The organism is Sinorhizobium garamanticum (assembly GCF_029892065.1).
Classification (GTDB): Bacteria; Pseudomonadota; Alphaproteobacteria; order Rhizobiales; family Rhizobiaceae; genus Sinorhizobium; species Sinorhizobium garamanticum.
Genome location: NZ_CP120373.1, coordinates 3,746,843 through 3,773,423, shown reverse-complemented (window position 1 = coordinate 3,773,423; position 26,581 = coordinate 3,746,843). Strand labels below are relative to the sequence as shown.

Sequence of the window (26,581 nt, the reverse complement as noted above, 5' to 3'; positions counted from 1 at the left end):
GAAAGCCGAACGGCTCGTGGAGGCTTGCGCCAAACGAGGTTTGGAGATGGAAGAGTTTCACAAAGTCCGGCGTTTGCCGCCCTATGTTTTCGAACAGGTCAACCGTTTGAAAGCAAGCGCGCGAGCGGCCGGTGCTGACATCATCGACCTCGGCATGGGCAATCCGGACCTTCCCACCCCGCAATCGATCGTCGACAAGCTTTGCGAGGTTGTCCAGGATCCGCGCACACATCGTTATTCGTCGTCGAAGGGCATTCCCGGGCTGCGTCGTGCCCAGGCCGCCTATTATGCCCGTCGCTTCGGCGTCAAACTCAATCCCGAGACCCAGGTCGTCGCGACGCTCGGTTCCAAGGAGGGTTTCGCCAATATGGCGCAGGCGATCACCGCGCCCGGCGATGTCATTCTGTGCCCGAACCCGACCTATCCTATCCACGCCTTCGGTTTCCTGATGGCAGGCGGCGTGATCCGTTCCATTTCCGTGGAACCGGACGACAGCTTCTTCGCGCCGCTGGAGCGGGCTGTGCGGCATTCGATCCCGAAGCCTCTGGCACTGATCCTCAACTACCCGTCGAACCCGACGGCGCAGGTCGCCTCGCTCGACTTCTACAAGGAAGTCATCGCGTTTGCGAAGAAGCACGACATCATCGTGCTCTCGGATCTCGCCTATTCGGAAATCTACTTCGATGACGCGCCGCCGCCCTCCGTGCTGGAAGTGCCTGGCGCGATCGACGTCACGGTCGAGTTCACATCGATGTCGAAGACGTTCTCCATGCCCGGCTGGCGCATGGGCTTTGCTGTCGGCAACGAGCGGTTGATCGCGGCGCTGACGCGGGTCAAGTCCTATCTCGACTATGGCGCTTTCACGCCGATCCAGGTCGCCGCGACGCAGGCGCTCAACGGCGACGGCAGCGACATTGCCGAGGTGCGCAACATCTACAGGCGCCGTCGCGACGTGATGGTCGAGAGCTTCGGCAAGGCGGGCTTCGAAGTGCCGCCGCCGCCGGCGACCATGTTTGCCTGGGCAAAGATCCCCGAGAAGTTCCGTCATCTGGGTTCGCTCGAGTTCTCGAAGCTTCTCGTCGAAAAGGCAGATGTCGCCGTCGCCCCCGGTATCGGCTTCGGCGAGCAGGGCGACGACTATGTCCGCCTGGCGCTCGTGGAGAACGAACACCGCATCCGGCAGGCTGCACGCAACATCAAGCGTTTCCTGTCCGCGGCGGATGAGACGATGCACAACGTCATCTCGCTTAACGCACACCGGTAGGAAATCGGGTACGTCCGATATCCGAACCAGAATAGCCCCGCCACGCCTGGCGGGGCCTCTACATGTTAGGAACTTGCTATGTCAGATGCCCTCAAAATCGGCATTGCGGGCTTGGGGACCGTCGGTGCCTCGCTCGTGCGGATTCTCCAGGATCGTCACGAGATGCTGGCAACCACGTGCGGTCGGGCGATCGAGATCATGGCGGTGACAGCGAGGGACCGATCCAGGGACCGCGGCGTGAACCTTTCGAACATCAAGTGGTTCGACAATGCGGTTTCGCTGGCGTCCGAGGCGGATATCGACGTTTTCATCGAGTTGATGGGCGGCGCCGGAGATCCGGCCTATTCGGCCGTGAAGGCGGCGTTGCAGCGGGGCATTCACGTGGTCACCGCCAACAAGGCGCTTCTGGCCGCCCATGGCATCGAGCTTGCGGGCATTGCCGAAGAGCATGGCGCACTGCTCAACTATGAGGCCGCGGTTGCCGGTGGCATTCCGGTCATCAAGGCGCTTCGCGAATCCATGACGGGCAACACCGTCTCGCGCGTCTATGGCATCATGAACGGCACCTGCAACTACATCCTGACGAAGATGGAGAAGGAGGGGCTTTCGTTCGAAGACTGCCTGAAGGAAGCCCAGCGCCTTGGCTATGCAGAGGCGGATCCGGCTTTTGACATCGAGGGCAACGATACGGCGCACAAGCTCTCGATCCTGACCAGCCTCGCCTTCGGCACCGCAATCGCCGCCGATGACATCTATCTCGAAGGCATCACCAACATCTCGATCGAGGACATCCACGCGGCCGCCGACCTCGGTTACCGCATCAAGTTGCTCGGGGTCGCGCAACGCACCGAAAGCGGCATCGAGCAGCGCGTGCATCCGACGATGGTGCCATACGATTCCGTCATCGCACAGGTCGACGGCGTAACGAACGCGGTCGCGATCGAGTCCGACATTCTTGGCGAGTTGCTGATGGTCGGCCCCGGCGCCGGCGGCAATGCGACCGCTTCGGCCGTGCTTGGCGATATCGCCGATATCGCCAAGAGCCGTCCGGGCGCGCAACACGTACCGGCTTTCGGGCGCCCGGCGACCGCACTGTTGCCCTACAAGCGGGCCCGCATACAAAGCCATGAAGGCGGTTATTTCATCCGGCTGAAAGTTCTCGACCGTACCGGAGTCTTCGCCAACATCGCGGGGCATATGGCCGAAAACGATATCTCGCTCGAATCGATCATGCAGCATTCCAAGCACTACGTGGATCCTGCCGAACCGAAGACGATCATCCTGGTCACGCATGCCACGCATGAAGCTTCCGTGCGCAAGGCGATCGTCGCCATCAAGGGCGAAGGCTATCTTGTCGGGGAGCCGCAGGTCATCCGTATCGAGCGGCCAAAGGCGGGCTGATCGCCGTCTGACACATTAAAACTGTTGAGAAACGGCTCCGACAGGCCTCCGGCCCGCCGGAGCCTTCTTCATTCGGGTTCTTCCAGCCGGAAATGTCCGCTAAGAACAGGGGACTGCAAGCGGGCAATCAGCATGGACGTATTGGCGGATCCGATCCAACGGGCATTTCTCGGCGTCGAGCGCTCGGTCAGCGGGCAGCGCTGGGTGTCGCGTCTGGATCAAGCCGGGCAAAACCGGGCCTTGGCGATCAGCCAGGTCCACGGTTATTCCGAGATGATCGCCCGCGTCCTCGCCGGCCGCGGCGTAGCGCTCGACGATGCGGCCGCGTTTCTCGATCCGACACTTCGCGCGCTGATGCCGGATCCGGACACGTTGACCGATTGCCGCAAGGCGGCTGAGCGGCTGGCGCTGGCGACGCGCCGCCGCGAGAAAGTGGTGATATTCGGGGACTATGACGTCGACGGCGCCGCCTCTTGCGCTCTGATGGCCCGCTTCCTGCGTCATTTCGGCATCGAGGCCGACATCTACATTCCGGACCGTATCTTCGAAGGTTACGGCCCTAATCCGCAGGCGATCGAACAGCTGGTCGGCAATGGCGCCAATCTTATCGTTACGGTCGACTGCGGTTCGACCAGCCACGAGTCCCTCGAGGTTGCCGCCCACCGCGGCGTCGATGTCGTCGTCATCGACCACCATCAGGTGGGATCGTCCCTTCCGCCGTGCCATGCGCTCGTCAATCCGAACCGCGAGGACGACCTGTCTGGCCAGGGGCATCTTTGTGCAGCGGGGGTCGTCTATCTTGTGCTCGTCAACACCCTGCGGGTGCTGCGCGGCCAAGGGGACCCGCGCGCCGTGTCGTTCGATCTGTTGGCGCAGCTTGATCTTGTTGCATTGGCGACCGTCTGCGACGTGGTGCCGCTCAAGGGGCTCAATCGCGCCTATGTGGTCAAGGGCCTGATCGCCGCGCGTCATTTGGGAAATCCGGGGCTCGCGGCGCTGCTCCGCAAGGCTGCAATCGGCGGCCCCGTGACGCCCTATCACCTTGGATTCCTGATCGGCCCGCGTATCAATGCGGGTGGACGAATCGGCGATGCCGCCCTCGGTAGCCGGCTGTTGACGCTCGACGACACGTCGGCCGCCGAAACGATCGCCGGCCGGCTCGATGAGCTTAACCGCGAGCGTCAGGCCATGGAGGCGGCGATGCTCGCCGAGGCCGAAGCGGAGGTGCTGGCGGAATACGGGACCGGCGAGGGGGCCTCGGTGATCGTCACGGCGCGGGAAAGCTGGCACCCGGGGATCGTCGGGCTCATAGCGGCACGCATCAAGGAGAAATTCCGTCGGCCGGCCTTCGCGATCGCCTTTGATCCGAGTGGACGAGGAACGGGATCGGGGCGTTCGATCAATGGTTTCGACATGGGCAGGCTGGTGCGGGCGGCGGTCGAAAGCGGTCTTCTCGTCAAGGGCGGCGGCCACGCCATGGCGGCCGGCTTGACGGTCGAACGCGCGAATCTCGGCAGGCTTCGTCAATTTTTCGAAGAGCGGGCCGAAGCGGTGGTGCGCGATCTTGTGTCCACGGAGGCCCTGAAGGTCGATGGCGCGCTTGGCGCGTCTGGTGCGACGATCGAATTGGTCGATCTCCTGGAGCAGGCCGGCCCTTACGGTTCCGGACATCCGCAACCGATCTTCGCCTTTCCCCAGCACCGGCTGCGCGACTGCCGACAGGTCGGCTCCAATCACGTCAAGGTAACGCTCGAGGGCCAGGATGGCAGCCGGATCGACGGCATCGCCTTTCGCGCCACGGAAACACCTCTCGGCGACTTCCTGCTCGGCAGCCGCGGCTCGACCATTCATGTGGCAGGATCGGTTTCGGCAGACCTCTGGCAGGGAACCCGCCGTGTCCAACTGCGTGTGACGGACGCAGCAAAGGCGATCTGACGCATTCGTGGCGATAACCGCCAAAACCCTCCAAATCAGCGAGTTGGAGGAAAAGCTTCAACGATTTTATGAAGAGAAAGTGGCACGCCCAACGGGACTCGAACCCGTGTTTCCGCCGTGAAAGGGCGGCGTCCTAGACCGCTAGACGATGGGCGCCCAAGACGAGGTGGCTTATAGAGAGCGCTTCGGATTCCCGCAAGTGATGAAGAGCCATCAAATTCAATTTTTTGCAGAAAGCTTGTGTAAGTTCGGCACGATCAAGGCGGCGAACGTCCGTTCGCTGCCACACGTCGTTTACACTGCAAAGAGCGAGATGGGATTGGTACGCCCAACGGGACTCGAACCCGTGTTACCGCCGTGAGAGGGCTTGTTTTGCGGCAGTTTCGCGTCCGCCGTTGTTCATTGTAGTTCAGTATAATCAATATGTTACGTCGCGCTTGTTCACTGGCGTGCGTTGGCATATATTTGATGCATATTTGACGATTTTTGATTTTTAAGGCGGAAAATCGGATGGCGAAGACCCTGAAAGAGGCACAGATCACCACGCGCAATGCTCGATCCAAGCTGCCATCGGGCGTCATACATTGGAAAGGTATCGATCCCGATGTTCACATTGGCTATCGAAAGGGCAAACGGGGCGGAGGCGGGTGGCTCGTCCGTTGGCGGAATGGGGTCGGCTATCGACAAAAACCACTAGGTACAGCCGACGACGAGATAGCCGAAGGGACGCTAGACTACAACGCGGCCGTCCGGGCTGCAAAGAAGTGCGTCGAGGAAGCAAGGGCGGAGACCAGAGCCGCCGCCGAAGGACCGCCGCTCACGGTAAGGCTTGCGGTCGAAGTCTACATTGCCGAGCGAGATGCCCGCGACAGCAGGCGCAAAGGCAGGCAGGTTCGATCTGATGCCGGCCAGCGGCTTCAACGCTACGTGCTCGGCCAAGACAGGAGGGGCAAGCAGAAGGCCGCACCCGCATCGCCGTTGGCAGCCGTGTTAATGCACGCGCTGAAGGAATACGACCTGCAAAAATGGCACAGCAGCCTACCTGACAGCCTGAAGGCCACAAGCAAGCAACGCCTCGTCAATGATTTCAAGGCGGCGCTGAATAGTGCCTACGCGGCGCATCGTACCCGGCTCCCATCGGACCTGCCGGCCATCATCAAGCACGGCCTCAAGCCTCCGATGCAACATGATGACGAGGCAGCGCCACTCGCGCGCGACAACCAGATACTTTCTGACACACTAATCGGACGGTTGATCCGCGCAGCCCGAGAAATCGATTCCGAACAGGAGTGGGAGGGCGACCTCTATCGCTTCGTGGTTGTTCTGGCCTCTACCGGCGCGCGGTTCAGCCAAATCGCACGGATGAAGGTCGGTGACGTCCAGCGGGCGCAAGGACGCCTCATGGTGCCAGTCTCCCGCAAGGGCAGGGGAGGCAAGAGTGGAAGCACACCTGTCCCGGTCGGAAAGGACGTGCTCGACGCCCTTTTGCCGGTGGCGACCAATCGGGCCGACGATGCACCATTGCTGGAACGTTGGCGATGGAAACAGGCCTCGGGCGGCATCCAATGGGAAAGGGCAGGGCGCGCGCCATGGTATTCGGCGAGCGAAATTATGCGACCGTGGCATGAGATTCGCGAGCGCGCTGAAATCCCCGAGGTGATCCCGTATGCCTTGCGGCACTCCAGCATCGTGCGTGGCATTCGCGCCAATCTTCCGATCCGGCTGGTTGCCGCTTTGCACGATACAAGCGTGGCCATGATCGAACGCCATTATGGGCGCTGGATTGCCGATGGACTCGATGAGCTAGCAGCGCGCGCCGTGGTGCCGCTAGTGCCTCCGGACGATGGCCGAAAAGTGGTGCCGATGCTGGAACGGGCCTGACACTATGGGCGGCTCAGGGGGAGGCGACTTGGAGTTCAGCTACACGGAGGCTGAACGTCAGGCGTTGGCCGAGGCTGTGCCCGATCCGGATTGGATCGATGAACTTGGCGATTGGGAACGGCTGGTCCAGTTTGCACACCACGACGAATTTCGAGCAGATAAAGCTACCTACATCTCGCGTGAGTTGGAGCGGCTGGGGCGTGAATGTCTCAACGAAGAGGCAGCCTTTCGGAGGGCGGAAGAGTACGCCGATGAGATTCGCGTAATCGCCCGCGCCGCGCGCAACCTCCGGAAGCGACTGGCAAGGTCCACTCCTTACGGAACTGATTTCGCACGCGCGTTCCTCGGCAGAGGCTTGTTGATCGACGATAAGGGAGACTACATCCCCAATCTCTATCGGGATGAAGTCTTTCTCGGTCTGCTTGGTGAAGTGATCAGCAACGAGGAGGCAGTCGCGGAGCACATTGCTGCCTTGCACGCCAACGACGTGTTTGCCGGGAGGCACCACCCCGCCTTTGCGCGATTTGTGGATGCGGCGATCATTTTCTGGCAACTCTGGACCAACAAACCCGCTGGCGCTAGCCATCAAGTCGGCCCGGCGGCCCGTTTCCTGTGCGCTGCAGTCAATCCGCTGCTCGCTTTCGCCGAGCAGCGGGGGCTCCTCTTACGTCGGGGCGGCCACTTGACTGAGGGCGTGGCTGGTCGATTGATCGAGGAGGTTCGCCGGCTCGACCCGCCGCTGAACGACGATGGGACAAAAACGGATCAATAAAAGTGCCGTTTTTGTCCTCAACACCCGAGGCAACTGCTTGCATCCTTCAGCGAACATCAGTGTTCAGCTTGAAGGAGAAACAAAATGGACATCCCGAAAATCGGACTACACATCGACGAAGCGGTCGAGGTGTCCGGCATCGGCAGGACCAACCTTTATGCCGCGATCCGGGATGGTCGCCTGAAAGCGCGAAAGCATGGGAGGCGAACGGTCATTATCAGCGACGACCTTAAGGCATTTCTGTTGTCGCTGCCCCAAAAGGAGATTGCGCGCGAGGCCACCCGTACCACCAGAGGTGCGTCATGAGAGGTTTTGCCGCCTGGAAACTCGATCTGCTCGACCGCATGTCGGTTGATCGCCGCCTGTCGGGGACCGACTTCCGCGTGGCTTATCGCCTGCTTTCCTACATGGACGCAGCAACCGGCGATTGCTTTCCGAAGCAAGAAACCATCGCCACCGATCTCGGTGTGACGGATCGCACGATCCGGAAGGCGCTCGCCAATCTCCGCGCCTGCGACTGGCTTAGGGTCGAAGAACGGCCGCTACCGAAGGGCCGTGGCAAATCGAATCTCTATCATTTTGGCGATGCGACTACCGGAAGCACGGTTCCGGTGAACGACACGAACACCGGAAACGAGATTCCGGTGAACGATGCGACCATCGGAAATTCTGCGCAGGACTTCCGGAACAAAATTTCCGGTGCATCTAATAAGGAACACGTTGAAAAGAACACGTTGAATCGAGAGAGCGCGAAACGCGCGCCGCGCGCCCGCGCTGTACCCCTGCCCGACAATTTTTTACCGGACATGCGAGTCGCTCTCGCCGCTGGCTTGGATCGCGCCGAGGCCGAGCGGCAGACCGCGATCTTCCTCGACTACTACCGCGCCAAGGGAAAGCCGATGCGCGACTGGAATGCCGCATGGCGCAACTGGATTCGTCGAGTGCCGGATTTTGCGGGCCGTTGCAATGACCACCGTCACCAGCAGCAACATAGACACCACATTGCCGAACAAGCTCTGGAGGCCACCTTCGAGGCCCTCGTGAGCGAACAGTCAGGAGGATTGTTCGATGACAGCGGCGAATCTGCCGACGATACCACCGGATATCTCCCGCCTCGCGTCCGACACTGACAAGCTTGGCGTGCTTACCCGCCTGTTGGCGGCTTACCCCTCCCGAGCGCCCAACGATTTTAGGCTAGTGAAACCCGCCTACCTGCAGGCGCTTGAAGGTGTCTGCCAATGGGCGCTGTTCGAGGCTGAACGGCGGATCAATCAAAATGCCTTGGGCCACGGCTTCATGCCGTCGCCGTCCGAATTGCGTGGCGAGATTGACCGCGTGATGAAACCGATTCTCGAAAGACAGCGGCGAGCCGCCGAAGAAGCGCGGCGCTACGCCTGGCCTGAGGATGAATCGCCACGGCCGGATGAGGCTGCGCGGGCGCGTATGCGAGAGCGCTATCGCCAACTTTGTCGCTGGAGGGAGGCGAATATTCCCGACTCGCCAACAGCGAAACCGTCTCCGCCGAGGCCGCCGAGGCAGATACCGGACTATTCGGAAGAGCCGGTCGAAATAACCGCCGCGTTGCGCCGGACGCTGAAGGCGAACGAGTCCTTCGCTGCGCCCGAAATCGAAAACGAGCAGTCTCAGCGTCAATCCCGACGCGGGGAAGAAAGGAGAAGAGTATGACCGACACAGCCGAACGCTGGAAAGTCAGCATCACCTATCTGCATGACAATGGGCCGAGGGAGACGGTGATCTACATCGACGAGATCGCCGAGCTTGACGCCATCATTGAGCATGGCCCGGATTGGAACGCCCTGGTCGATTGCCGGATCACCTTAAATGGGCGGAGCTCTCCCGAGGGCTGGACTGTCGAGCAGCTAGCCGCTGGTTATTAAGCAGTATCCCGCCGGCCTGACCAGCATCGAGGTTCAGGTCGGCACGGAATCCCTAGGAGGGTATTATGCCAAAGCCGAAAAATCCGTCACCGGACGAAATGAAGAAACATGCTTGCGACGCGATCATCGAGCGCGCTGCCGAAATGATGGTCGCCGGGGCCGGCGCTTCGATCCCGATGATGATCGACCGCATGCTGACCTATGCCGCCGCGCAGGCGGCAACCCTGGAGGGATCAGCCGTCACGGCCGAGCATTTCCGGCGGTTTGCCGAGAACATCGAGGGCGGGCTGTTCTGGTCGATCACTGGCGAGGACAGGCCGGGCGGAGGGAAGCCGAATTGACGACAGTCGTCGGTATGGTATCTTAATACCGGCTCTATTGTGCGTTTGAGGCCGAAAGAGCCACGGCTACCAGACCGTTCCGAACATTGAACGATGAACCGCGCATCCATGCGTCGGTGGTAGCTGTCCCATGCATAAATTCGACCCGCAGACCCGCTTTGCCGCCGCGCTCGATCTCGACATAAAGGCCGATGGCGAGGGCTTCTTGACCGGATATGCCTCGGTTTTCGATGTGGTTGACCGGCAAGGGGAAATCGTCCGTCGGGGCGCGTATCGCCGCACGCTTGCCGAACACAAAGTGCAAGGCACCCACCCGGCGATGCTGTGGGGCCACAAGCTAGACCGTCCCATCGGACGGTGGGTCGAACTTCGCGAGGATGAGCGAGGCCTGTGGGCCAAGGGCAAGCTGTCGCTAAATACTGATGCCGGCAAGCAGGCCTACACGCATCTGGTCAATGGCGATCTCGACGGCCTGTCCATCGGCTTCGTCGTGCCAGAGGGCGGGCGCAAATATGGCGCCGACGGTACATTTGAACTCCTCGACATCGACCTCGTTGAAATTTCAGTCGTGACAGCTCCGGCAAATCGCGGGGCGCGCATTTCATCGGTCAAGGTGCTCTCCACAAAATCCGAATTCGTGAACCTGTTCCGGGCAAACGGGCTGTCGAAAGCGACGGCAAGGCGTGCGGCGGCAGGCGCTTGGCGCGCGCTTCAGGATGACGACTCCCACGATCAAGCGGCGCGACTTTTGCGCCAGATCGAGGCCGCTTCCGCACAACTGAAAGGACTCTAACCATGACTATTCAATCCATCTCTTTGACGCGCCAGGCGCGCGCCCTGCTGGCTGCCGGCGCGTATTTGCGCAAGAAGGACGCGGGCGGCGCCGAGGATGTCTTCGAACAGCTTTCTGCAAAGTTCGGCGAGCACGCCGCCACCGTCCTGAAACGGATCGGCGAGGCGGACGAAAAGATGTCCGGCTTTGCCGCGCGGCTCCTCGATATCGAGCAGCGAGCGGCGCGGGCCGATCACTATGGAGGCAGCGGCGGCGGCCATGCCGAGAGTTGGGGTCAGCAATTCACCAGACACGACGGATTGAAAGCCTTTGCCGATGAAACAACGCGGCCCGGTCGCTTCCGCCTTGCGGTGAAAACGACGTTGACGAATGATCCCGCCTCGGGCGGCAGCCTCGGCGTGCCCACGCGCGATACGACGGCGATGATGCCGCGTCGCCGGATGCAGGTTCGCGACCTGTTGCCGGTGGTTTCGGTCTCCAGCAATGCGGTCGAATACGCGGCGCAGACGAGCCGCACGAACAATGCCGCCCCCGTGGCCGAGGGCGCGGTTAAGCCCGAGTCCGGGCTCGCATTCGAGCTTCGGACACTGCCGACGCAGGTTATCGCGCATTGGCTACCGGCATCTCGGCAGGTGCTCGAAGACGTGCCGCAGCTTCGGGACATCATTGACGGGGAGCTTCGCTATGGCCTCGCTTTCGTCGAGGAAGGCCAAATTCTCTACGGCGACGGCAGCGGCAGCAACCTCGATGGCTTGGTGCCGAACTCGACGGCCTTCGCCGCCCCCTTCACAATCGCCAGCGCAACGTTGCTTGACACTATCGGTCTCGCGATCTTGCAGAACGCTTTGGCAGATTTTCCGGCGGACGGCATCATCCTGCACCCGAGCGATTGGATGCGTATGCGGCTTCTGAAGGACGCCGATGGCAAATACATCCTTGGCGATCCGCAAGCCGTGATCACGCCGGCCTTGTTTGGTTTGCCAGTCGTTGCGACGCAAGCGATGGCAGTCGACAAATTTCTAGTGGGGAATTTCCAAATGGCTGCGACGCTCTATGACCGTTGGGCCGCGCGGGTAGAAGTAAGCACTGAGCATGCCGATTTCTTCGTGCGCAACCTCGTCGCGATCTTGGCGGAGGAACGAATCGGGCTAGCCGTCAAGCAGCCCCTGGCTTTGACCTATGGCGATTTCGGCAACATGGCGTGATAGGCGGCGGGCGTGGAGGAGAGGCGATATCTCTGAGCTCGTTGGGGGCGGTTCACCACTACGCAAATTTACCCACAATCTATACCACTTCGAGGAACCGCCTGACTTGACGTGATGCATCGAGTCAGAAACTTAGAAAGTGCTCGCGGATAGATTTTTCTGTCGTGTTTCGCGACGGTTGAGTGCAGTGCCACGGCCAATGCTCAAATCCAGTATGGGCCGACACGGTTAAAATCCTATCGTTATCTGACAATAGCCAACGAGTATCCGCGAGCCTTGCCCCCCATAGTCACTCAATCTGCTTCTCGGCTGAGTAACATTAAATCACTCGACCAGCTCGCAGCAGTGCTTGAGGAGCAAACGAGGGTCTTAAGCTATTGGCTGTACAAAGCTGAGCCCGAAAGAAAATACGTACACTACAGTATTCCAAAAAAGAACGGCGGCTGGCGGCACATCACCGCTCCAAAAGACGGGCTGAAGAGGATCCAAGGCAAACTGGCAAGGCTCTTGGCGGAGATTTACAACGACATAGAGCAACGCCGGTCAAATGCTCCATTTAGCTTGCGCGTGTCCGAAAGCGTTTTAGCTCACGGTTTTAAGGACAAATACAGCATCATAACGAATGCTAGGGTTCATGTCGGAAAACGATACGTTTTCAATACGGACCTGGAGGATTTTTTCCCGTCTATCACATTTGGCCGAGTGAAAGCCTTCTTTATCGCAGATAATAACTTTCGCCTTTCCCCCCCTGTTGCAACGATGATTGCGCAGCTCGCGTGTTTTCGAAACCAGTTGCCGCAAGGTGCTCCGAGTTCGCCTATCATCTCGAATTTTATTGCCCATATCCTCGACATAAAACTCAACAAGATGGCCCGGGCGGGAAACTGCAGCTACACGCGGTATGCCGATGATCTAACCTTCTCTACAAACGAGGCTAGGTTTCCCCCTACAATTGCGAGACTCGTCGCGGGCACAACGGATCGGTGGGTCGCGGGCGATGGCCTATTGGGGCGGGTTTACGCTTCAGGCTTCCGTGTTAACCACGACAAAAGCCGTATGCAATTGCCGAAGTCGAGGCAGGAGGCAACAGGTCTGACGGTTAATCAAAACGTCAACGTTGCGTCGACCTATTACAAGCTCGCGCGCAGCATGTGTGATCACCTGTTTACTGGAGGAACCTGCTTCGAGAAGATCGAGGGAAAATGGGTTGAATTTCCGCCACATAAGCTTCAGGGGCGAATGGATTTCATATATTCCGTTCGCCGAAGCCGACTACAGATATCCCTCGATCATGTTTCCAAAAAGCAGCATCCCATCGCTTACAGGGAGCGCGAGGCCGAGTTTTGCAAACAGCAAAGCTCCTTCACTACGCTGTACAGGAATCTGCTGAATTACCAATCATTCCACGGCATGGAAAAGCCCGTAATCGTGGGAGAAGGGATTACAGACGGACTCTATATAAGAGCCGCTATACAGAGTACAGGTGTCCTTTTCCCCAAGCTTTACGACGCCACCGGGGATGGCGAAATCCTCGTAAGCTTTTATAAACATTCCGAGAAGCGAAAGTTCTATCAAATTGGGGAGGGCGCGTCGCAACTCAAGCCGTTCATCCAAGAATACACTAAGTTGATGGGGCCGTTCAAAACGAGGCCAAAGCAGCCTGTAATTGTTATCGTCGACAACGACGATGAAGGACGAGGTGTTCTGAATGTCGCGGGTAGCCGGTGGCAAAAGGACGTAAAAACAGCGGCTCCTTTCTATCACCTGGTTTCGAACCTCTATATTATTCCGATCCCGGCTAAAGCCGGGCTAACCAGCACTGCAATTGAAGACCTTTTCGATTCTGCCTGGTTGGCCGCGCAAGACATAGGCGGACGAAAGTTTACAAAGAGCAACGAATTTAATAGCGCGACCCACTTCGGAAAGGCAGAGTTGGTAGGCCAGATCGTTCGTCCGCAGCGGACAACCATTGACTGGGCTGATTTCCAGCCGCTCCTCGCGCGAATTCAAGCCGCAATTGTCGATTACGAGGCCAAGTTGGCTCTCTCGCCGTAACCCAGGCTGTAGATTTCCACTGAGAACTGACCTTGCCCCTCTCAGGGGGTTGCGCCGGCTTCGATAGCCGCCGACGGGGGGCAGGTGAAACTTGCCAAGGCAGGACGCGTCGGGCCGGCGCCCCCCGCATGCGGAGAATTTTTTCTTGCGCAGAAAAACTGCTCCCCAACGAGGCGTATTCCCGAAAGCAGAGTTATTTTTCTACTGTTATGGAAAACGCAACGCGATCAATAGGCCGGCCGGCGCATGAGCCATCAGCTATGTCGCGGCGCTTCGTGCAAGCGATGGCTGGCGCGGGCATGCCGCAAAGCGAGATCGCCGTTGTGATCGCCGTCACGGTGCCGACGCTGCGAAAGCATTACCGTGACGAATTGCGCCGCGGCGCCGCCATTGTTGAGGCGCGCCTCGCTAGCCGTCTGATGCGCATCGCCAGCGGCCGCGACGGCACCGCGTTAAAGGCGATCATTTTCGCCCTGCAATGTCGCTTCGGCTGGTCGCGATATGCGCCCCCGCGCAGCTGAGGCGGGCTGAGTAAGGTGACGGGTGGAGAAATTGGCTACAAACGCCGGCAGCGCCCGAAACGTTCCCTTCTGCGACGCCAGTTTGCGCGGGCTAGCTGCGGTTTTCCCCAACAACTTGGGAATAACGGGGACTCACAAGATTGTTGATCGGCTCGATCTTGGTTTCCGCGAGCGTTTGCCGGTATCTAGATACGGCAACAAGCGAATCGGGCGCGCCTTCACAGTTAAACAAAAAATTGTGAGGCTGGCTCTTGCGCGGAGAGGTAGAGATACCCAGATGATGCCAGATTTGACTGCGTGTCAGATCAAATGCAGCAGCCCGGCGGTGCGCCAACACCAGCCGGGCCGAATATCCACCTTGCGGCGGGCTTTTGTGATCACCGGGTTTAAATGGATACGCAATGTTCCATTGTCAAGTGATTTCTTGAAGGCTCGCCCGCGTATACTTCAAGGAAATCACCTTAATGAACGTTAAAATCAATATCTTAGCCCAGAAATCCTCATCAAAGGAAATGACCCCCTCTCAGGGGGCGCTGGCGATTGGAATAGAGCGGGACGCCGAAGTCCAAGGTATCGGAATGGGGATTCTCTCGGACGGGACGCCCTATCTGAACCAGCGCGGGCTGGCGGCACTTTGCGGCGTCCAGAATGCCCATGTAGGAACGATCAGCTCCCAGTGGTTTGACGCCGAGCAGAAGCCTAGGATCGTTGCTGTAAAATCTATTCTGTCGAAGTCGGGTGTGACCGTAGCTGCGCCGCATATTGAGGTCAGCCACAAAGGCGTCGTCCACTACTGCTACCCAGCGGACGTTTGCCTTGCCATCCTCGAATATTATGCCTTCGATGCGGGAGCAAATATCTCGGCTTCAGCCAGAGATAATTTTCGACGGTTGGCAGGATCGAAACTCAGAGACCTAATCTACAGCCAGCTTGGCTACGATCCGAGTGGGAAGGCGGCCGACAGATTCAAAAAATGGCATGAACGCCTTGCACTGAACTATCAATCCGCACCCAAAGGGTACTTCCATGTATTCAATGAGGCGCACACCATCTTTTATGAACTGATTGTTGCAGGCGCAAATATCGATGAACGATTCGTCGTCGATATCTCAATTGGGCAGCACTGGTCACGGTTTTGGGATGAGAATGGGCTGTCGGAAACATATGACGTCCGCAGGAAATATCCGCACCGCTACCCAGAGGATCATCCTCAAGCAAAGTCGAACCCGCAGGAGTCGTGGTGCTACCCGATTTCGGCACTCGGTGAGTTCCGTCGCTGGTTGCAGGAGGATTACTTAGAAGGGGGTAAATTTAAGAACTACCTCAGCGGAAAAGTGAGTGCTGGAACACTTGCTCCTTCGTTCGCCGAACTTGCGATTGAGGCCCTTACTCCGAAGGGAATCAGCGGGCCCCTCTAACAAGGCTTGATCAGCATAAAGCAGTGTCTGCTCGGCGGACACTGCTCAGCTCCACTTTTGTGCGTCGCTGCGTCTCCGCTTGAAGTCCGCGAACTGATTCGAGCCGCTGATCGCGTTATCAAAAGCCTTTTTCGTAACCGTGAAAGCAAAGCCTTAAATGCGCTGAGCGGCGGTACTGGCGCCGACCGAGGACCGCCGACTGGCACCGCAATGCTTCCAGCGTTCGCCAAGATCCGCCGACATTTATTTGATCAATATTCGACGCTTTAGTCGTCGATGAATGTAAGTGCTTGATTTTATTGGTACGCCCAACGGGACTCGAACCCGTGTTACCGCCGTGAGAGGGCGGCGTCCTGACCGCTAGACGATGGGCGCGCTAGACGAATTGCACATATAGCTCAAGCCTTCGAATTTCCCAAGCCCCAGCGCAAGCGACAATGCGTAAAAATCGCTCGGCAACATACAGTGCGAGTCAGAATTTTCCGACTTGCCATCATCTCCAGTGTTCCCATTGGCTTGCGGACGCCATCGCTGCAGTGCCCGCCGGGGTGCCGTTCTTGTTTCAAAGGAGGAAACCAGAGGCGCTGTCGATCACGCCATAATCCATGCCGCTGTGACAGCGGATGCTCAGTTGAACGAAACACGCAGTCTTGGCGAAGACGCGGCTGGCAAGTAATTACGTCATGCAACACGCTCGTACTCACCCACTGCGGCCGCGTCGGCCTCCTTGAAAGAGTAAGCAAAAAACGATGCTGCAGAAATGCGCAGCAGGCTAGGAATGGAGAAAATGACTACAAGCGTCTTGGCAGCCAGCGGCGGCATTAAACAACTGATCTGCATCAATTGGGGAACAAAGTATGGAGCGCCATTCATAAACAGGCTTTACGCGATGGTAGCTCGCAACATTACGCCGCCTTTCACCTTCACTTGCTTTACCGACAACCGTGCAGGTCTGAACCCAGAAATACTTTGCGAAGACCTACCGCCACTCGACGTGGAGAACATGCCTACAAATACCAGAGGCATCTGGCCGAAGGCCCGACTTTGGGGGGCAACATTGGGAAAGCTGAAAGGTCCAGTTCTTTTTCTCGATCTGGACCTCGTGATCGTTTCCTCTCTCGACGGTTTTTTTGACGTCGGCGAGGCGGAAGATATCGTCATGACGAGAAATCAAACGACGCCCTTTGAGCGCCTCGGGCAAACGTCGCTCTTCCGCTTTCCCGTTGGGAAGCTCGTGCCGCTGCAGGAGAAGTTTCGATCCGATCCACAGGGCGTGGCCGACGAGTACCGGTACGAGCAACGCTTCGTAAGCCGCAACGCGCCCGGGGGCATAACATTCTTTCCACGAAAATGGGTTCTCCATTTTCGCCAGGACTGCCGTTGGCCATTCCCCCTCAACTATTTTCTTGCACCACGTCTGCCGAGCGATGCGCGTGTCATTATTTTCCCGCGTGGTCTGCATCCACAGCACGCGATCGAAGGGCGATATGGAACGAAGGCTCCCCACAAGACAGCGTTCAAACACATAGCGGGCGTCTTCGATGCGAAGCAAAGGAAGAACAAGGGCGCGCTGCAGTACCTGCGACACTATATTCGTCCGACGCCTTGGGTGGCGGAGCACTGGCGCGAATAAGCATGCAGTAGCGTCTTACGAGCGGTTGAGCTGCGAACGGATTACCGAGGCGATGCGGCGCGTTTCGTCGAGTGGCTCGTAGCTGTAGGGTTCGATCTTTCCCGCGAACGGCCGGGTCAGCTGCAGAGTTTCGTGCAGGTCGCGGTGATAGCGCTCGAACTTGTCCAGCCGCGGACCCGCGACGGGGGTTAAGTCAAGCGTAAAGACCGGTTTGCCCGTCGCCAGAGCCTCGCAGGGCATTGTTATTGAGTCCTTTGCGATCAGGAACGCGTCGGCGGCGGCCATGTAGTCGAGATAGGGGTTCTCGCTTCGTCTGTCCCACACGGCGATGCTTTCGCTGTTGAGTGCCGACAGGGCCTGCTGAGTGTGGTCTTCAGATCTGCGTGAGACCGATACAACGATGCGCCAGCCCTCTTTCTCCAATTGCTTGATGGCGCTTCTTATATTCTGGTGGGTTCCGTCGTCGTAAACATATGCGCCGTTCGAGCCGCCTACGAAGACGGCGGCTATTGGGCGGCCGTCCGGCGAGAATCGTCTGCGCGCGGCATCCCTAAGAGGTGCCAGCCGCGCCCAGGTAATCTGATGCGGGACTCCGACCATTGAATGATAGTTCGGTCGCTCGTTCAATTCGTCGACCCAATCGTGACGAGAGACGAAAACGAGATCATATCCTTCGATGCGCGGTCGTTGGAGGTGCACGGTCAGAGGTTTGCCGCCATAGGCAGCCTTAATGTCAAGAACTGCGGGTTCAGCCCGGAAACCGCAAGAGATCACGAGTTCGGGACGCTGTTCCTTTTTGCGAAAGAGCCTGGGTTCGAACAGTTTTCTCAAGCCGCGGGTCCGACTGATCAACTTGACCACCGGCTCACGGTGAAACTCTTTTCCAACGCCAAGGCACTGCGTAAGCGTTCCCGCCTTGCTTTCTGCCACCGCCCACACGCAATTCGTGTTCAACGGTTTCATCGCTTTGTCGTCGTTGTTTGGCAAAACCTGAACTCCGATCTGACGCTTATTTTGTTCCGCGCGTGCCTTATGTTGGCTTGGCATCACTAACCGAGATCGATCCTATTTTCGTCGATGAAATCGAGCATGCTGCGGTCTTCGACGACGTTGGTTTCGATATACTTGATGGTGGCAGCGACCTTGTTTCGGTATTTCCCTGCAGATCCGTCGAAAGACCAGCCTCTATCTGTCTTTTCCTTCAGCTCCTCGATCGACTTCGCGTAATAGTGGTTGAGCTGTATGAACTCCGCGGAGTAAAATTCGGCAGCCTTGCGCTTTTTCTTTGCTACCACTTTCCCCGCATCATTTGCCGTTCTGTCGCCGTGGGAACGTGTTTGGAAGTGATGGACGCCCACTTTCGTTACTTCGACCGGATCGACAATGCATTTGAAGTTACTCGCATCGAGGTTCTGCCGCATAGGATCGGAGACCCGCATTTTGTAATTGAGGCACACAGGCCCTGCCGGTCGCGAGACATGACCGCTGTGGCCGAACATGTGCCAGGGCAAGGAAATATTCGGAAACCCGCCTGCTCCTCGTAAGGCTTCCTCTAATGTTCGACCTTTCTTGGGAAGCAGAAATTCATCGACGTCGATGAACGCCATACGATCGTACCTGCCGCCAAAGTTTAGGATCGCATGTGCGAAGGCAATCGTCTGCCCGTTCAAAAACTCACCACTTTTCTCATCCCGCATGCGCATTTTCCAAGGGACGACGGTCAGTTCCTCCGGCTTCAACGCCCGCTGAAGCAGATCGAGCGTGCCATCAGTCGAGCCGTCGTCATAGACATGAAAATGTCGAACACCGACCGCCTGGTGAAAACGCACCCACTCCTCGATGTAGCTAGCTTCGTTCTTCACGCAGGCGACAATCGCAATGCCGTGTCGGCTCAACTCTGCTGCCGGAGGCGTGATAGCAAGTTCTCTCGTAAGATGCCGTTTAGCCTTCAGTCCAAACATCTACGTCCCTTGGTTGCTAAACATGAAGTCGGCTTCTTATTCTTCGCGCCCTAAGTCGGCGCAGAAGAATGCGGACTTTCAGGGCTCTTGAACATGCATTTTCCCGACTTATCAAGCGTGCCTGCTTTGATTTGGAATACATCACCCTTTATAGAGGGAGCGAGCCGAACTTGGAATCCAAGCCTCGGTAATGTCGAGAAGTCGCGCGCTAAAGGCACGCTAAGGTTGGGACGAGTGTGCATGGACTTTCCCGCTTCTGGAGCGACGGAGAATTTGACGACAACGGAGCAATGGCGTGCTCTGTTTTCCGCTTTCTCACACATCATCCTTGTCGCCAACAGCGACGAGGTAAGCGTCACGGAACTTCAGGCCGAATATCCGCGGACGGCCCTCTTTGTATTCTTCAACAAGGTCTACAAGGTTCTTGATGGACAATTTTCCGGCCGCTCTCTGCTGATATCACGCGCCCAGCCGAGAGGCGCCAACATTGTCTACCGACAGGAGGTCGCTGACGTCGTCAAGCTGTTCGCGCCCCAGGAGTTCCTGGGTATCATGAACATCCGCCTGGCGGCGAGCGAGAGGTTGAACACAAGCTCGGACTATTTGGGGACGCCCACGGGGCACTTGGATTTGACGGGCTTCTGCGCTGACTTTTACCCGCAGTCCAAAGTCCCCACGAGCGGCTTCGCCATAGCCCTGTGGCTAGTGGACCAGGCACTTCCGGCCGAGATCGTTCTGGCGGGGTTCTCGGCAAAGCGCAGCGAAAAGTGGCGGGTGGTGGCTGTTCATGACTGGACTTTCGAGCAGGTCTTCTTGCGCCTCTTTGCAAGAGTGGGCAAGCTGACGATGCATGGTGGTATCGCGACAAACAGTTACACATCGCTGGCTTCGCGTTTCCCGGAGTTGCCCGCTGCTGAAATCTCCTCGACGATCGCTGAAGTCTTGTCATCGCGACTGAGCCAGACCGATGCGCAAGTCGACAAGTTGATTTCTCTAACAAGCGTATTGCGGTCCATTGACGAATTCTTACGTCGGCTGAAGCCGAAGTTTCTAAGGAAAAAGAAGGCGTAGTAGCATCAAATTTCCGAGTACCGATCTGGTGAGGACAAATGGGGTCATGGATCTCCGACGCGCGCAAGCGCATATACCGAAATCTGAAGTACCGCATAATCCGTCCCGATCCGCCGGCTGCCCCCTTTCGAATCGATAGCCCCGTCGTGGTCGTCGGGTCGGCTCCCATATCCCATCAGCCGGCCGGATTGGACGCGAGCTTCCGGATCATTACCGTGAACGGTTCTCAATCGGTCATCAGCAAGTGGGGCGTCGATGCGCCCGACATAACGATGATGATGTTCAACCAGGTCGAAGGAACCACTCCGAACGCGGTTGAAGTCAGGCGTGTGCTAAAGGGACAGCGCACCGGGACGCTCTATGTATTTCTCTGGCGAAAGGACGACCGCGCGCGGCTGGAGGAAGGTTTGCGGGCGTTCGATTACCAATACGACCGACTGGAAATCGTTGATCGCTACGAGCGGATGGCGTTGCTGGACCGCGTCGCTAATTTGCGTTCCCTTGAGATGGACGCAGATTCCAAATGCTCAAATGGAATGAACGCGGTTCTGTTTGCCCTTTATAACGGAGCCCCCGCCGTCATCATTACTGGAATAAACCCGAACTCAACGGGTCATGCCTACAATTCGGCGGGTTTGACACGACTTCATGTCCACATGGATAAAATCCTCGTTTCGAAGTTGGTTAGTGAGGGCCGCCCGATCTTCACGGCGGATCCGTCGGTTTCGGAAGCGTTCGGCATACCGTTGTGGAGCGACCCGAGCAGCTGAAATTTCTTGATACTCACGTTGTTGTCAGTTGCCTGCTCAACGCCTGCGATAGGGAAATCAATGCGTTCAAACCGTCCCTTTTCCCGTTCTTGCATCAAGATCGCCGTTCGTCTGCTATTAGGGCGCTCCAGGGCACATGTGCAGGACTGGTTTCCCGGCCTCAAGCTTGAGCGTGCGACTGCAGATCGAGATGGCATGATCCGGTATCGGGGTGAGTTAGTGGGACATCTCACGAGCCCCTCGCGCGCCTTGAAGGCAATACCATCGAGGGTGCTTATCGTCGGCTCCGGTCCCTCGATCGCGCAATGCGACCTCACCCGCGCAGATGAGTCTTCCTGCCTTCTCCTGAACGGCGCGTTGCATCTTTATCCCCGCGTAATAGCAAGGCCCTTGGCGGTAGCAATTGAAGACGAGCGGTTCGTATGGAGACACTTCGATCTCATGAAGCGGACCCCGGCCGGATGCGTGTGTCTCTTGTCGGTGAGCGTCATAAGGGCGATTTGTGAGCTGGACAGCACATGGTTGCGAGACAAAAAGATCGTATTGATCGATAACTTGCGAAAGCCATATGGGCTGGCACGCCGTGATACCGCGGAACTGCGCAAGCTGTCCCATGTGAGGCTGAGCGAGGACGGCGACATCGGCTTTTCTGAAGATCCATCCGCCGGCATCTTTCAAGCAGGCTCAGTGGCCGTTTCAGCCGCACAGTTTGCCGTCTCCTGGAGGCCTCGCTCGATCGGGTTCGTGGGGATCGATCTCAGCAATGCAGATGAGCCCAGGTATTACGAAACAACCGATAAAGCCTATTCGGGAATCATCACGGCTCAAAAGTGGATTATCGACCATCTGGTAATGGCTCGGGGCATAGCCGCCGAAAGCGGCATCGAGATCGCGAATCACTCGCCAGTCTCGGCCCTTATCGATGTGGGGTTCGGCTACGACGCCACCTTTGCCAAAACTGAGTGAACTTTAGAGCGACTTCAGAAAAAGTGTGTACGGTTTTCCGTCCGGAATTGCGTCATTTCAAAGAGTTAGATCATTTCACTGTCCTCAATGAAACAATGAAATGATCTAGCTGCGATTGGGCGCTGGAGCTGCATCGGATAACTGACATCGGGGCGGGCGGCAGGTCGTCTCCACCGCCCCGATGAAAATGGCTCATTGTGTCGCGCGGCTAAGCCGATCGCTGCGTTACGTGGAGAACGCGATCACGTGCAGCGAACCATTCCTCGGCGTAGTCATCGTTTTTATATTCATCGAAGTAAGGCCCGCCATCTGTGAAATGGACAAGCTTTGCGTCCGGCGAATATTCGTACTCGTTGACGAGCCAGTTCCAGCTTGCTGGCAGCTCGCCGATGAGGTCGTCGGAATCCAGCCATTTGAACTGATGCAACTCCAGCCCAGTAGCAGTATTGACGTAATCCAGATCGAGCTTTCGGCACTTGGCGTTGTTGAACAGGATCACGCTCGACCAGTTCTTCTTTTCGTACTTGGTTTGGACTTGCCCCAGGAACTTCGTTTCGACTTTCGGAACGTAGTTGTGTTTTACGCACATCGCCGCATAGCGATCGTCTCTCAGTTCCCACAACTGGGCAATGTCAGTTCGCATCAGCATGTCGCAGTCGACGAAAAGCGACCAACCGTCGTAGCTGCTGAGATAAGGCACGAGAAATCGCGAAAAGGAAAATTCGGTAGATTGGAGAGGATTCCGCTCGCGCGTAAAAATCCTCTCGACGTTGTTCAAGGATATCGGCGTGAACGAGACCGGGATGGAGCTCTTTTCCAGAATACTTTGGCAAAGAACGTGATAGGCAACGACTTCCTTGCTATCAAAGCCGATGTAAATATGAGCACTTTGCGTCATCACACCTCCGATTATAGGTAGGCTTCAAAACTTTCTGGGTCTGGCTTGTTCCTCTATGCGGCGAAACGACTTGAACTGACTTTTGATTTGCGTCTCAACCCGACACCCGGTTTAGCCAAAAAAGGCGGCGGCGTGAAGCCTGGGACAGCGGATAACGTTCATCTCGCCGACAACACCGCTTCCGTGACTCATTGTCTCGTCGTGCCGATGAAGCAAAATTCTGTGCTTTGTGGTTCGTAGCCATAGGAGGGCGTCTGGCAAATTCCTCCTCGCCTAGTTAGCTTGTCGCTTTGCCCGCGGTATTACGACCAGCATGGGCCGATGGGGAGAGGGATGCGCAGTCTCCTGGTTCGAAGACCGGATCTCTTATACGTTCTGATTGCCGGTTATTGCCTGCTGAGCGTCGTCTTGAAAATTCTGCGCCCGGACTCGCTTGAGATCGACGAGTCAGAGCAAGCTCTGCTCTCTCAATATCTGCTGCTCGGATACGGAGCCCAACCACCCTTCTACAATTGGCTTCAATTTGGCGTCGTGGCCTTATTTGGAATCTCCGTCGCGTCGCTGACTGTCGTAAAAAATGTACTTCTGTTCCTCTTCCTACTATTCTACGGCTTCACTGCGCGTGTACTCTCCAGCAGTCAGCACGCTCCGGCGGTGGCGGTGCTAGGTGTCTTGACGCTACCACCGGTTTTCCTTCTGTCGCAGCGCGACCTGTCCCACACCGTCGCGGCGCTATTTGCGGTGTCGCTTTTCCTTTACGGTTTCTTCCGAGCTCTAAAGAAACCGCCCAGTCTTGGCGACTACCTGCTTGTCGGCGTTGCCGTAGGGCTCGGGGCGATTTCGAAATACAATTTCGTTATTCTCCCGGTCGCGGCATTGCTTGCCATTCTGCCAGAGGCGATGCTGCGCAAACATTTGTTTGACTGGCGTGTACTCGCTTCGGCTGCAGTTTGCGCAGTGATCGTGGCACCCCATGCCTTCTGGATCGTCAACAATATCGGCCATGCCACTGGCGTCACTGTCGCTGAGATGAAGGAGGGAGCGGAGAGTGCGCTGCTGCCGCACGCCATCCAGGGGCTTGTTTCCCTGGCGGGGGCGTCCGTCAAGGGCGTCGCCCTGACCGTTGCCGTCTTTGGTCTGCTCTTCTACGCGGATATCGGGAAGATCCTGCGCGCCGAAAGCCTATGGACGAGGGTCGTCGGCCGGATGATTCTCGCCTGCTTCCTCATGATAGCGCTTATCGTCGTAGCAATGGATGCCACCCACATCCGTGCGAAGTGGTTGGCGCTTTTTACGGCGCTTCTCCCACTTTATCTGACGCTAAAAATCGATGCCGCGGGTCTCGATCCTGCCCGGCGCCTGCCCGCGCTACTTTCGATAGCGGGCGTCCTCTCCGTCGGCGTCGTCCTGATGCTTTGGGCAAGGGTCTTTATCGGTCCAATGATTGGCGACTATTCCTTTGCACACACGCCCTATAACGGTTTTGCCCGCGCGGTGAGCGCTGACGCTGGTCCTCCTCCGGTCGCCATCGTGGTCGACGACAGGATTGTGGCAGGTAACCTCAGGATTCAGTTTCCCGAAACCCCGATCATCCTGACTGGGTTCTCTCAGGGGGCGGAAGGAGCGCTTCCGACAGGGCGAATTATGGCTGCTTGGTCGGCAGAGGGCAGAGGGCGAGAGGAGATTCCACCTCGCATTTCGGCCTTGCTGGAACTCATGCCCATCAGAATGGCCGACTCGAAGCCGACGATCGTCTCAGTTCCTTACAACGCCGGGCGCCCGGGCGACCTGTACACCTTTGCCTATGTTTGGGCCGACTTGCGCTGAAGCCGGTCCGGGCCGATCGAACCGCCCATGTCGCCGGTGATGTCGCCTTTATCACGAACGAAAGGCAGGCCGATATGCTCGGAGAGTTCTAACTCGGTCGTGAAGACATTTCCTCGATCTTTCAAACGCGTCAGAACGAAGGTGTCTTCGGCGATCTGCCGCCGAATTCTCCCCTTGTCGTCGTAAGAATGGCCCATCTTGGTGACTGAGAACCCAGCGAGGGTCACAGACGGCACGCCCATAAAAAGTCCGTAGCAGAGGGCGGCAACTCCGTTCGTCACCTTGCCCAACTCTCCAATGTTAGAGGGCAGCCCGCCGCTCACGACGTCGACAATTGCCTCGCGCTCAGCTTTGGTGGCGCGCATCAGGCTCTTGTAACGCACGTGCGGCATTGAAAATAGTCTCAGGTACATCACCCAAAGAGGCTTCGTATGGAGCCATAGAAGGCCTCTCGTCCTTACATAAGGATGCTCTTCCCACGATTTCTTCCGCTTTCGGAACGTCAAATCGGCGGGCGGGAGACCAAGTGCGTTGGCCGTCTTGCCCGAGTTATTAACGTCGACGCGTGCGCAATGTCCAATTAGGTCCGGTGGGATCGTGGGCGACGGCGCGGAGCCGAGAATCAACCACGGCTTATCCAGAATGCCAAGTCGTGAGAGCCAGCGACGGTGCTTTTCTCGCAATGTTTCGAGCGCGTCAGGTTCAATCGTCATCGCCAGTTCCATTGACCAAGTAGCAACGCGAGGTTGACTTAGGAGTTGCCATCATATGTCTCGCATAAGGTCGACCACGTGTCCATTCGCCGCTGAGTCTTTGTCTTCGGACTGTCAGCAGTATGCAGCTTCCCGGTTCTTCTGTCGGTCACGCGCCAGAAATTGTGTGGATATACTCGCAATACCGCACAATTTAGCCATCTTGATCTGATTTCGAAGGCTTCAACTTCAGCCATCGGTAGATTAGGGCAGTGTAGAAATGGATATGATTGTAAGCGACGCGATACTGGCGTCGATCAGTCGCACGATTGCCACTGCCGCTGACGGGTTAGATGCGCTGGCGGCTTGCCTTGAGGATGAAGTGGCTCTGCGCAGCAGTTTCGTCGATGCCGTCGAACTCGTCGCCTCGAGGAGTGGCCGCGTCGTAGTTGCGGGCATAGGCAAGAGCGGGCACATCGGACGCAAGATCGCGGCAACGCTTGCTTCTACCGGCACGTCCGCCTATTTCGTGCACCCGACGGAAGCAAGTCACGGCGATCTCGGCATGATCACGGCGCAGGATTTAGTTATTCTGCTTTCATGGTCCGGTGAGACGGTCGAACTCGGGAATATGCTTACTTACGCCAAGCGCTTCAATGTTCCCGTGATTTCCGTCACCTCGAATCCCGACAGCATAATCGCTCGCAACTCCACGGTCGCGATTGTCCTGCCGAAAGTGCCGGAGGCATGCCCTCACGGGCTTGCCCCGACCACGTCTGCGATGCTGCAATTGGCAGTTGGGGATGCTCTCGCAATGGCCTTGCTTGAGCGGAGGGGGTTTTCGGCTCAGGACTTCAAGACGTTTCATCCGGGCGGCAAGCTCGGTTCGCAGTTGCTCCTTGCACACGAACTGGCGCATTCGGGCGAGGCCGTGCCACTGTTGCCCATTGGCAGTCCAATGAGCGAGGCGGTCATCCAGATGTCTTCGAAGGGGTTTGGCGTCGTCGGCGTCGTTGGTAGCGACGGTGACCTTGTCGGCGTGATTACCGATGGGGATCTGCGGCGGCACATGTCAGAGAATCTTTTGCTCCTCACTGTTGAGACCGTGATGTCGCATGCCCCTCGGGTGATTACGTGTGGAATGCTGGCCAGTGCGGCAATGGAAATGATGCAATCGCAAAAGATCACGGTGCTGTTTCTGATCGATGATTTGCGTCGGCCATCGGGTATCTTGCACGTCCACGATCTTCTGCGTGCCGGCGTTGCCTAAGGACGGGGC

25 protein-coding genes and 2 tRNA genes are annotated in these 26,581 nt (G+C 57.6%); 20 read left to right on the top strand and 7 right to left on the bottom strand.

Features of this window, described 5'->3' with window-relative positions:
* Nucleotides 1-46: 46 nt before the first annotated feature.
* From PZN02_RS17790 to recJ, 3 genes are all read left to right on the top strand, one after another.
* On the top strand, nt 47-1,264 hold the full coding sequence (locus PZN02_RS17790; protein ID WP_280659249.1) for an LL-diaminopimelate aminotransferase: 1,218 nt from the start codon (nt 47-49) through the stop codon (nt 1,262-1,264).
* Between the two features lie 78 nt (nt 1,265-1,342).
* Entirely contained in the window at nt 1,343-2,665 is a 1,323-nt protein-coding gene (locus PZN02_RS17785; protein WP_280659248.1) for a homoserine dehydrogenase, read from the top strand.
* A 132-nt stretch (nt 2,666-2,797) separates the two neighbouring features.
* Nucleotides 2,798-4,600: a single-stranded-DNA-specific exonuclease RecJ gene (gene recJ / locus PZN02_RS17780; protein WP_280659247.1), complete on the top strand. Its 1,803-nt coding sequence runs from the start codon at nt 2,798-2,800 to the stop codon at nt 4,598-4,600.
* 80 nt (nt 4,601-4,680) lie between these two features.
* Here the strand turns inward: recJ and PZN02_RS17775 are convergent.
* A tRNA-Glu gene (locus PZN02_RS17775) sits at nt 4,681-4,756 on the bottom strand.
* A gap of 837 nt (nt 4,757-5,593) precedes the next feature.
* Between PZN02_RS17775 and PZN02_RS17770 the strand changes: the two genes are divergently transcribed.
* The 4 genes from PZN02_RS17770 to PZN02_RS17755 all read left to right on the top strand — a co-directional run bounded on the left by PZN02_RS17770 (nt 5,594) and on the right by PZN02_RS17755 (nt 8,383).
* Nucleotides 5,594-6,481 (top strand): tyrosine-type recombinase/integrase, encoded by an 888-nt coding sequence (locus PZN02_RS17770; protein ID WP_280659246.1) that lies wholly within the window; start codon nt 5,594-5,596, stop codon nt 6,479-6,481.
* A gap of 28 nt (nt 6,482-6,509) precedes the next feature.
* The gene (locus PZN02_RS17765) at nt 6,510-7,253 is read left to right on the top strand and encodes a hypothetical protein (protein ID WP_280659245.1); all 744 of its coding nucleotides are present in this window, start codon (nt 6,510-6,512) and stop codon (nt 7,251-7,253) included.
* 84 nt (nt 7,254-7,337) lie between these two features.
* Nucleotides 7,338-7,559, top strand: coding sequence for a helix-turn-helix domain-containing protein (locus tag PZN02_RS17760; RefSeq protein WP_280659244.1), 222 nt, complete (start codon nt 7,338-7,340; stop codon nt 7,557-7,559).
* The gene (locus PZN02_RS17755) at nt 7,556-8,383 is read left to right on the top strand and encodes a helix-turn-helix domain-containing protein (protein ID WP_280659243.1); all 828 of its coding nucleotides are present in this window, start codon (nt 7,556-7,558) and stop codon (nt 8,381-8,383) included. The genes PZN02_RS17760 and PZN02_RS17755 overlap by 4 nt, the downstream gene beginning before the upstream one ends.
* 64 nt (nt 8,384-8,447) lie before the next feature.
* Here the strand turns inward: PZN02_RS17755 and PZN02_RS17750 are convergent, their stop codons facing one another.
* Nucleotides 8,448-8,717 carry a hypothetical protein gene (locus tag PZN02_RS17750; protein WP_280659242.1) on the bottom strand — a complete coding sequence of 90 codons (270 nt, stop codon included), beginning with the start codon at nt 8,715-8,717 and terminating at the stop codon, nt 8,448-8,450.
* A 218-nt stretch (nt 8,718-8,935) separates the two neighbouring features.
* Here PZN02_RS17750 and PZN02_RS17745 point away from each other — a divergent pair, with 218 nt between their 5' ends.
* The 7 genes from PZN02_RS17745 (at nt 8,936) to PZN02_RS17715 (ending at nt 15,484) form a co-directional block, all read left to right on the top strand.
* Nucleotides 8,936-9,151: a hypothetical protein gene (locus PZN02_RS17745; protein WP_280659241.1), complete on the top strand. Its 216-nt coding sequence runs from the start codon at nt 8,936-8,938 to the stop codon at nt 9,149-9,151.
* Between the two features lie 65 nt (nt 9,152-9,216).
* Complete coding sequence (locus tag PZN02_RS17740; protein ID WP_280659240.1) at nt 9,217-9,492, top strand: hypothetical protein; 276 nt, start codon at nt 9,217-9,219, stop codon at nt 9,490-9,492.
* A gap of 205 nt (nt 9,493-9,697) precedes the next feature.
* Entirely contained in the window at nt 9,698-10,285 is a 588-nt protein-coding gene (locus PZN02_RS17735) for an HK97 family phage prohead protease (protein WP_280659239.1), read from the top strand.
* A 2-nt stretch (nt 10,286-10,287) separates the two neighbouring features.
* The gene (locus tag PZN02_RS17730; RefSeq protein WP_280659238.1) at nt 10,288-11,490 is read left to right on the top strand and encodes a phage major capsid protein; all 1,203 of its coding nucleotides are present in this window, start codon (nt 10,288-10,290) and stop codon (nt 11,488-11,490) included.
* A 276-nt stretch (nt 11,491-11,766) separates the two neighbouring features.
* Nucleotides 11,767-13,545 (top strand): retron Ec67 family RNA-directed DNA polymerase/endonuclease, encoded by a 1,779-nt coding sequence (locus PZN02_RS17725; protein WP_280659237.1) that lies wholly within the window; start codon nt 11,767-11,769, stop codon nt 13,543-13,545.
* 260 nt (nt 13,546-13,805) lie between these two features.
* Nucleotides 13,806-14,066 carry a hypothetical protein gene (locus PZN02_RS17720; protein WP_280659236.1) on the top strand — a complete coding sequence of 87 codons (261 nt, stop codon included), beginning with the start codon at nt 13,806-13,808 and terminating at the stop codon, nt 14,064-14,066.
* Nucleotides 14,067-14,530: 464 nt separating this feature from the next.
* Complete coding sequence (locus PZN02_RS17715) at nt 14,531-15,484, top strand: BstA C-terminal domain-containing protein (RefSeq protein WP_280659235.1); 954 nt, start codon at nt 14,531-14,533, stop codon at nt 15,482-15,484.
* Between the two features lie 300 nt (nt 15,485-15,784).
* Here PZN02_RS17715 and PZN02_RS17710 read toward each other — a convergent pair.
* Nucleotides 15,785-15,859 (bottom strand) — tRNA-Glu (locus PZN02_RS17710).
* A 412-nt stretch (nt 15,860-16,271) separates the two neighbouring features.
* On the opposite strand from PZN02_RS17710, the gene PZN02_RS17705 reads away from it, so the two are divergent.
* Nucleotides 16,272-17,117, top strand: coding sequence for a glycosyl transferase (locus PZN02_RS17705; protein ID WP_280659234.1), 846 nt, complete (start codon nt 16,272-16,274; stop codon nt 17,115-17,117).
* A 15-nt stretch (nt 17,118-17,132) separates the two neighbouring features.
* On the opposite strand, the gene PZN02_RS17700 is transcribed toward PZN02_RS17705, so the two are convergent.
* Both PZN02_RS17700 and PZN02_RS17695 read right to left on the bottom strand, forming a co-directional pair.
* Entirely contained in the window at nt 17,133-18,080 is a 948-nt protein-coding gene (locus PZN02_RS17700) for a mitochondrial fission ELM1 family protein (protein WP_425336297.1), read from the bottom strand.
* An 86-nt stretch (nt 18,081-18,166) separates the two neighbouring features.
* Entirely contained in the window at nt 18,167-19,078 is a 912-nt protein-coding gene (locus tag PZN02_RS17695; RefSeq protein ID WP_280659232.1) for a glycosyltransferase family 92 protein, read from the bottom strand.
* 240 nt (nt 19,079-19,318) lie between these two features.
* Here PZN02_RS17695 and PZN02_RS17690 point away from each other — a divergent pair, with 240 nt between their 5' ends.
* The 3 genes from PZN02_RS17690 to PZN02_RS17680 are packed head-to-tail and all read left to right on the top strand — an operon-like array spanning nt 19,319 to nt 21,885.
* On the top strand, nt 19,319-20,149 hold the full coding sequence (locus tag PZN02_RS17690; protein WP_280659231.1) for a 3-deoxy-manno-octulosonate cytidylyltransferase: 831 nt from the start codon (nt 19,319-19,321) through the stop codon (nt 20,147-20,149).
* Between the two features lie 38 nt (nt 20,150-20,187).
* A complete protein-coding gene (locus tag PZN02_RS17685) occupies nt 20,188-20,919 on the top strand; it encodes a membrane-anchored protein (RefSeq protein ID WP_280659230.1) in 732 nt (243 codons plus the stop codon).
* 60 nt (nt 20,920-20,979) lie between these two features.
* The gene (locus tag PZN02_RS17680) at nt 20,980-21,885 is read left to right on the top strand and encodes a glycosyl transferase (RefSeq protein ID WP_280659229.1); all 906 of its coding nucleotides are present in this window, start codon (nt 20,980-20,982) and stop codon (nt 21,883-21,885) included.
* Between the two features lie 208 nt (nt 21,886-22,093).
* On the opposite strand, the gene PZN02_RS17675 is transcribed toward PZN02_RS17680, so the two are convergent.
* Nucleotides 22,094-22,783: a glycosyltransferase family protein gene (locus PZN02_RS17675; protein ID WP_280659228.1), complete on the bottom strand. Its 690-nt coding sequence runs from the start codon at nt 22,781-22,783 to the stop codon at nt 22,094-22,096.
* 333 nt (nt 22,784-23,116) lie between these two features.
* Here PZN02_RS17675 and PZN02_RS17670 point away from each other — a divergent pair, with 333 nt between their 5' ends.
* A complete protein-coding gene (locus PZN02_RS17670) occupies nt 23,117-24,610 on the top strand; it encodes a glycosyltransferase family 39 protein (protein WP_280659227.1) in 1,494 nt (497 codons plus the stop codon).
* Here the strand turns inward: PZN02_RS17670 and PZN02_RS17665 are convergent.
* The gene (locus PZN02_RS17665) at nt 24,586-25,323 is read right to left on the bottom strand and encodes a hypothetical protein (protein ID WP_280659226.1); all 738 of its coding nucleotides are present in this window, start codon (nt 25,321-25,323) and stop codon (nt 24,586-24,588) included. The two genes, PZN02_RS17670 and PZN02_RS17665, sit on opposite strands and share 25 nt — an antisense overlap.
* A gap of 259 nt (nt 25,324-25,582) precedes the next feature.
* On the opposite strand from PZN02_RS17665, the gene PZN02_RS17660 reads away from it, so the two are divergent.
* Nucleotides 25,583-26,572, top strand: a complete 990-nt coding sequence (locus PZN02_RS17660; protein WP_280659225.1) for a KpsF/GutQ family sugar-phosphate isomerase — start codon at nt 25,583-25,585, stop codon at nt 26,570-26,572.
* Nucleotides 26,573-26,581: the final 9 nt, after the last annotated feature.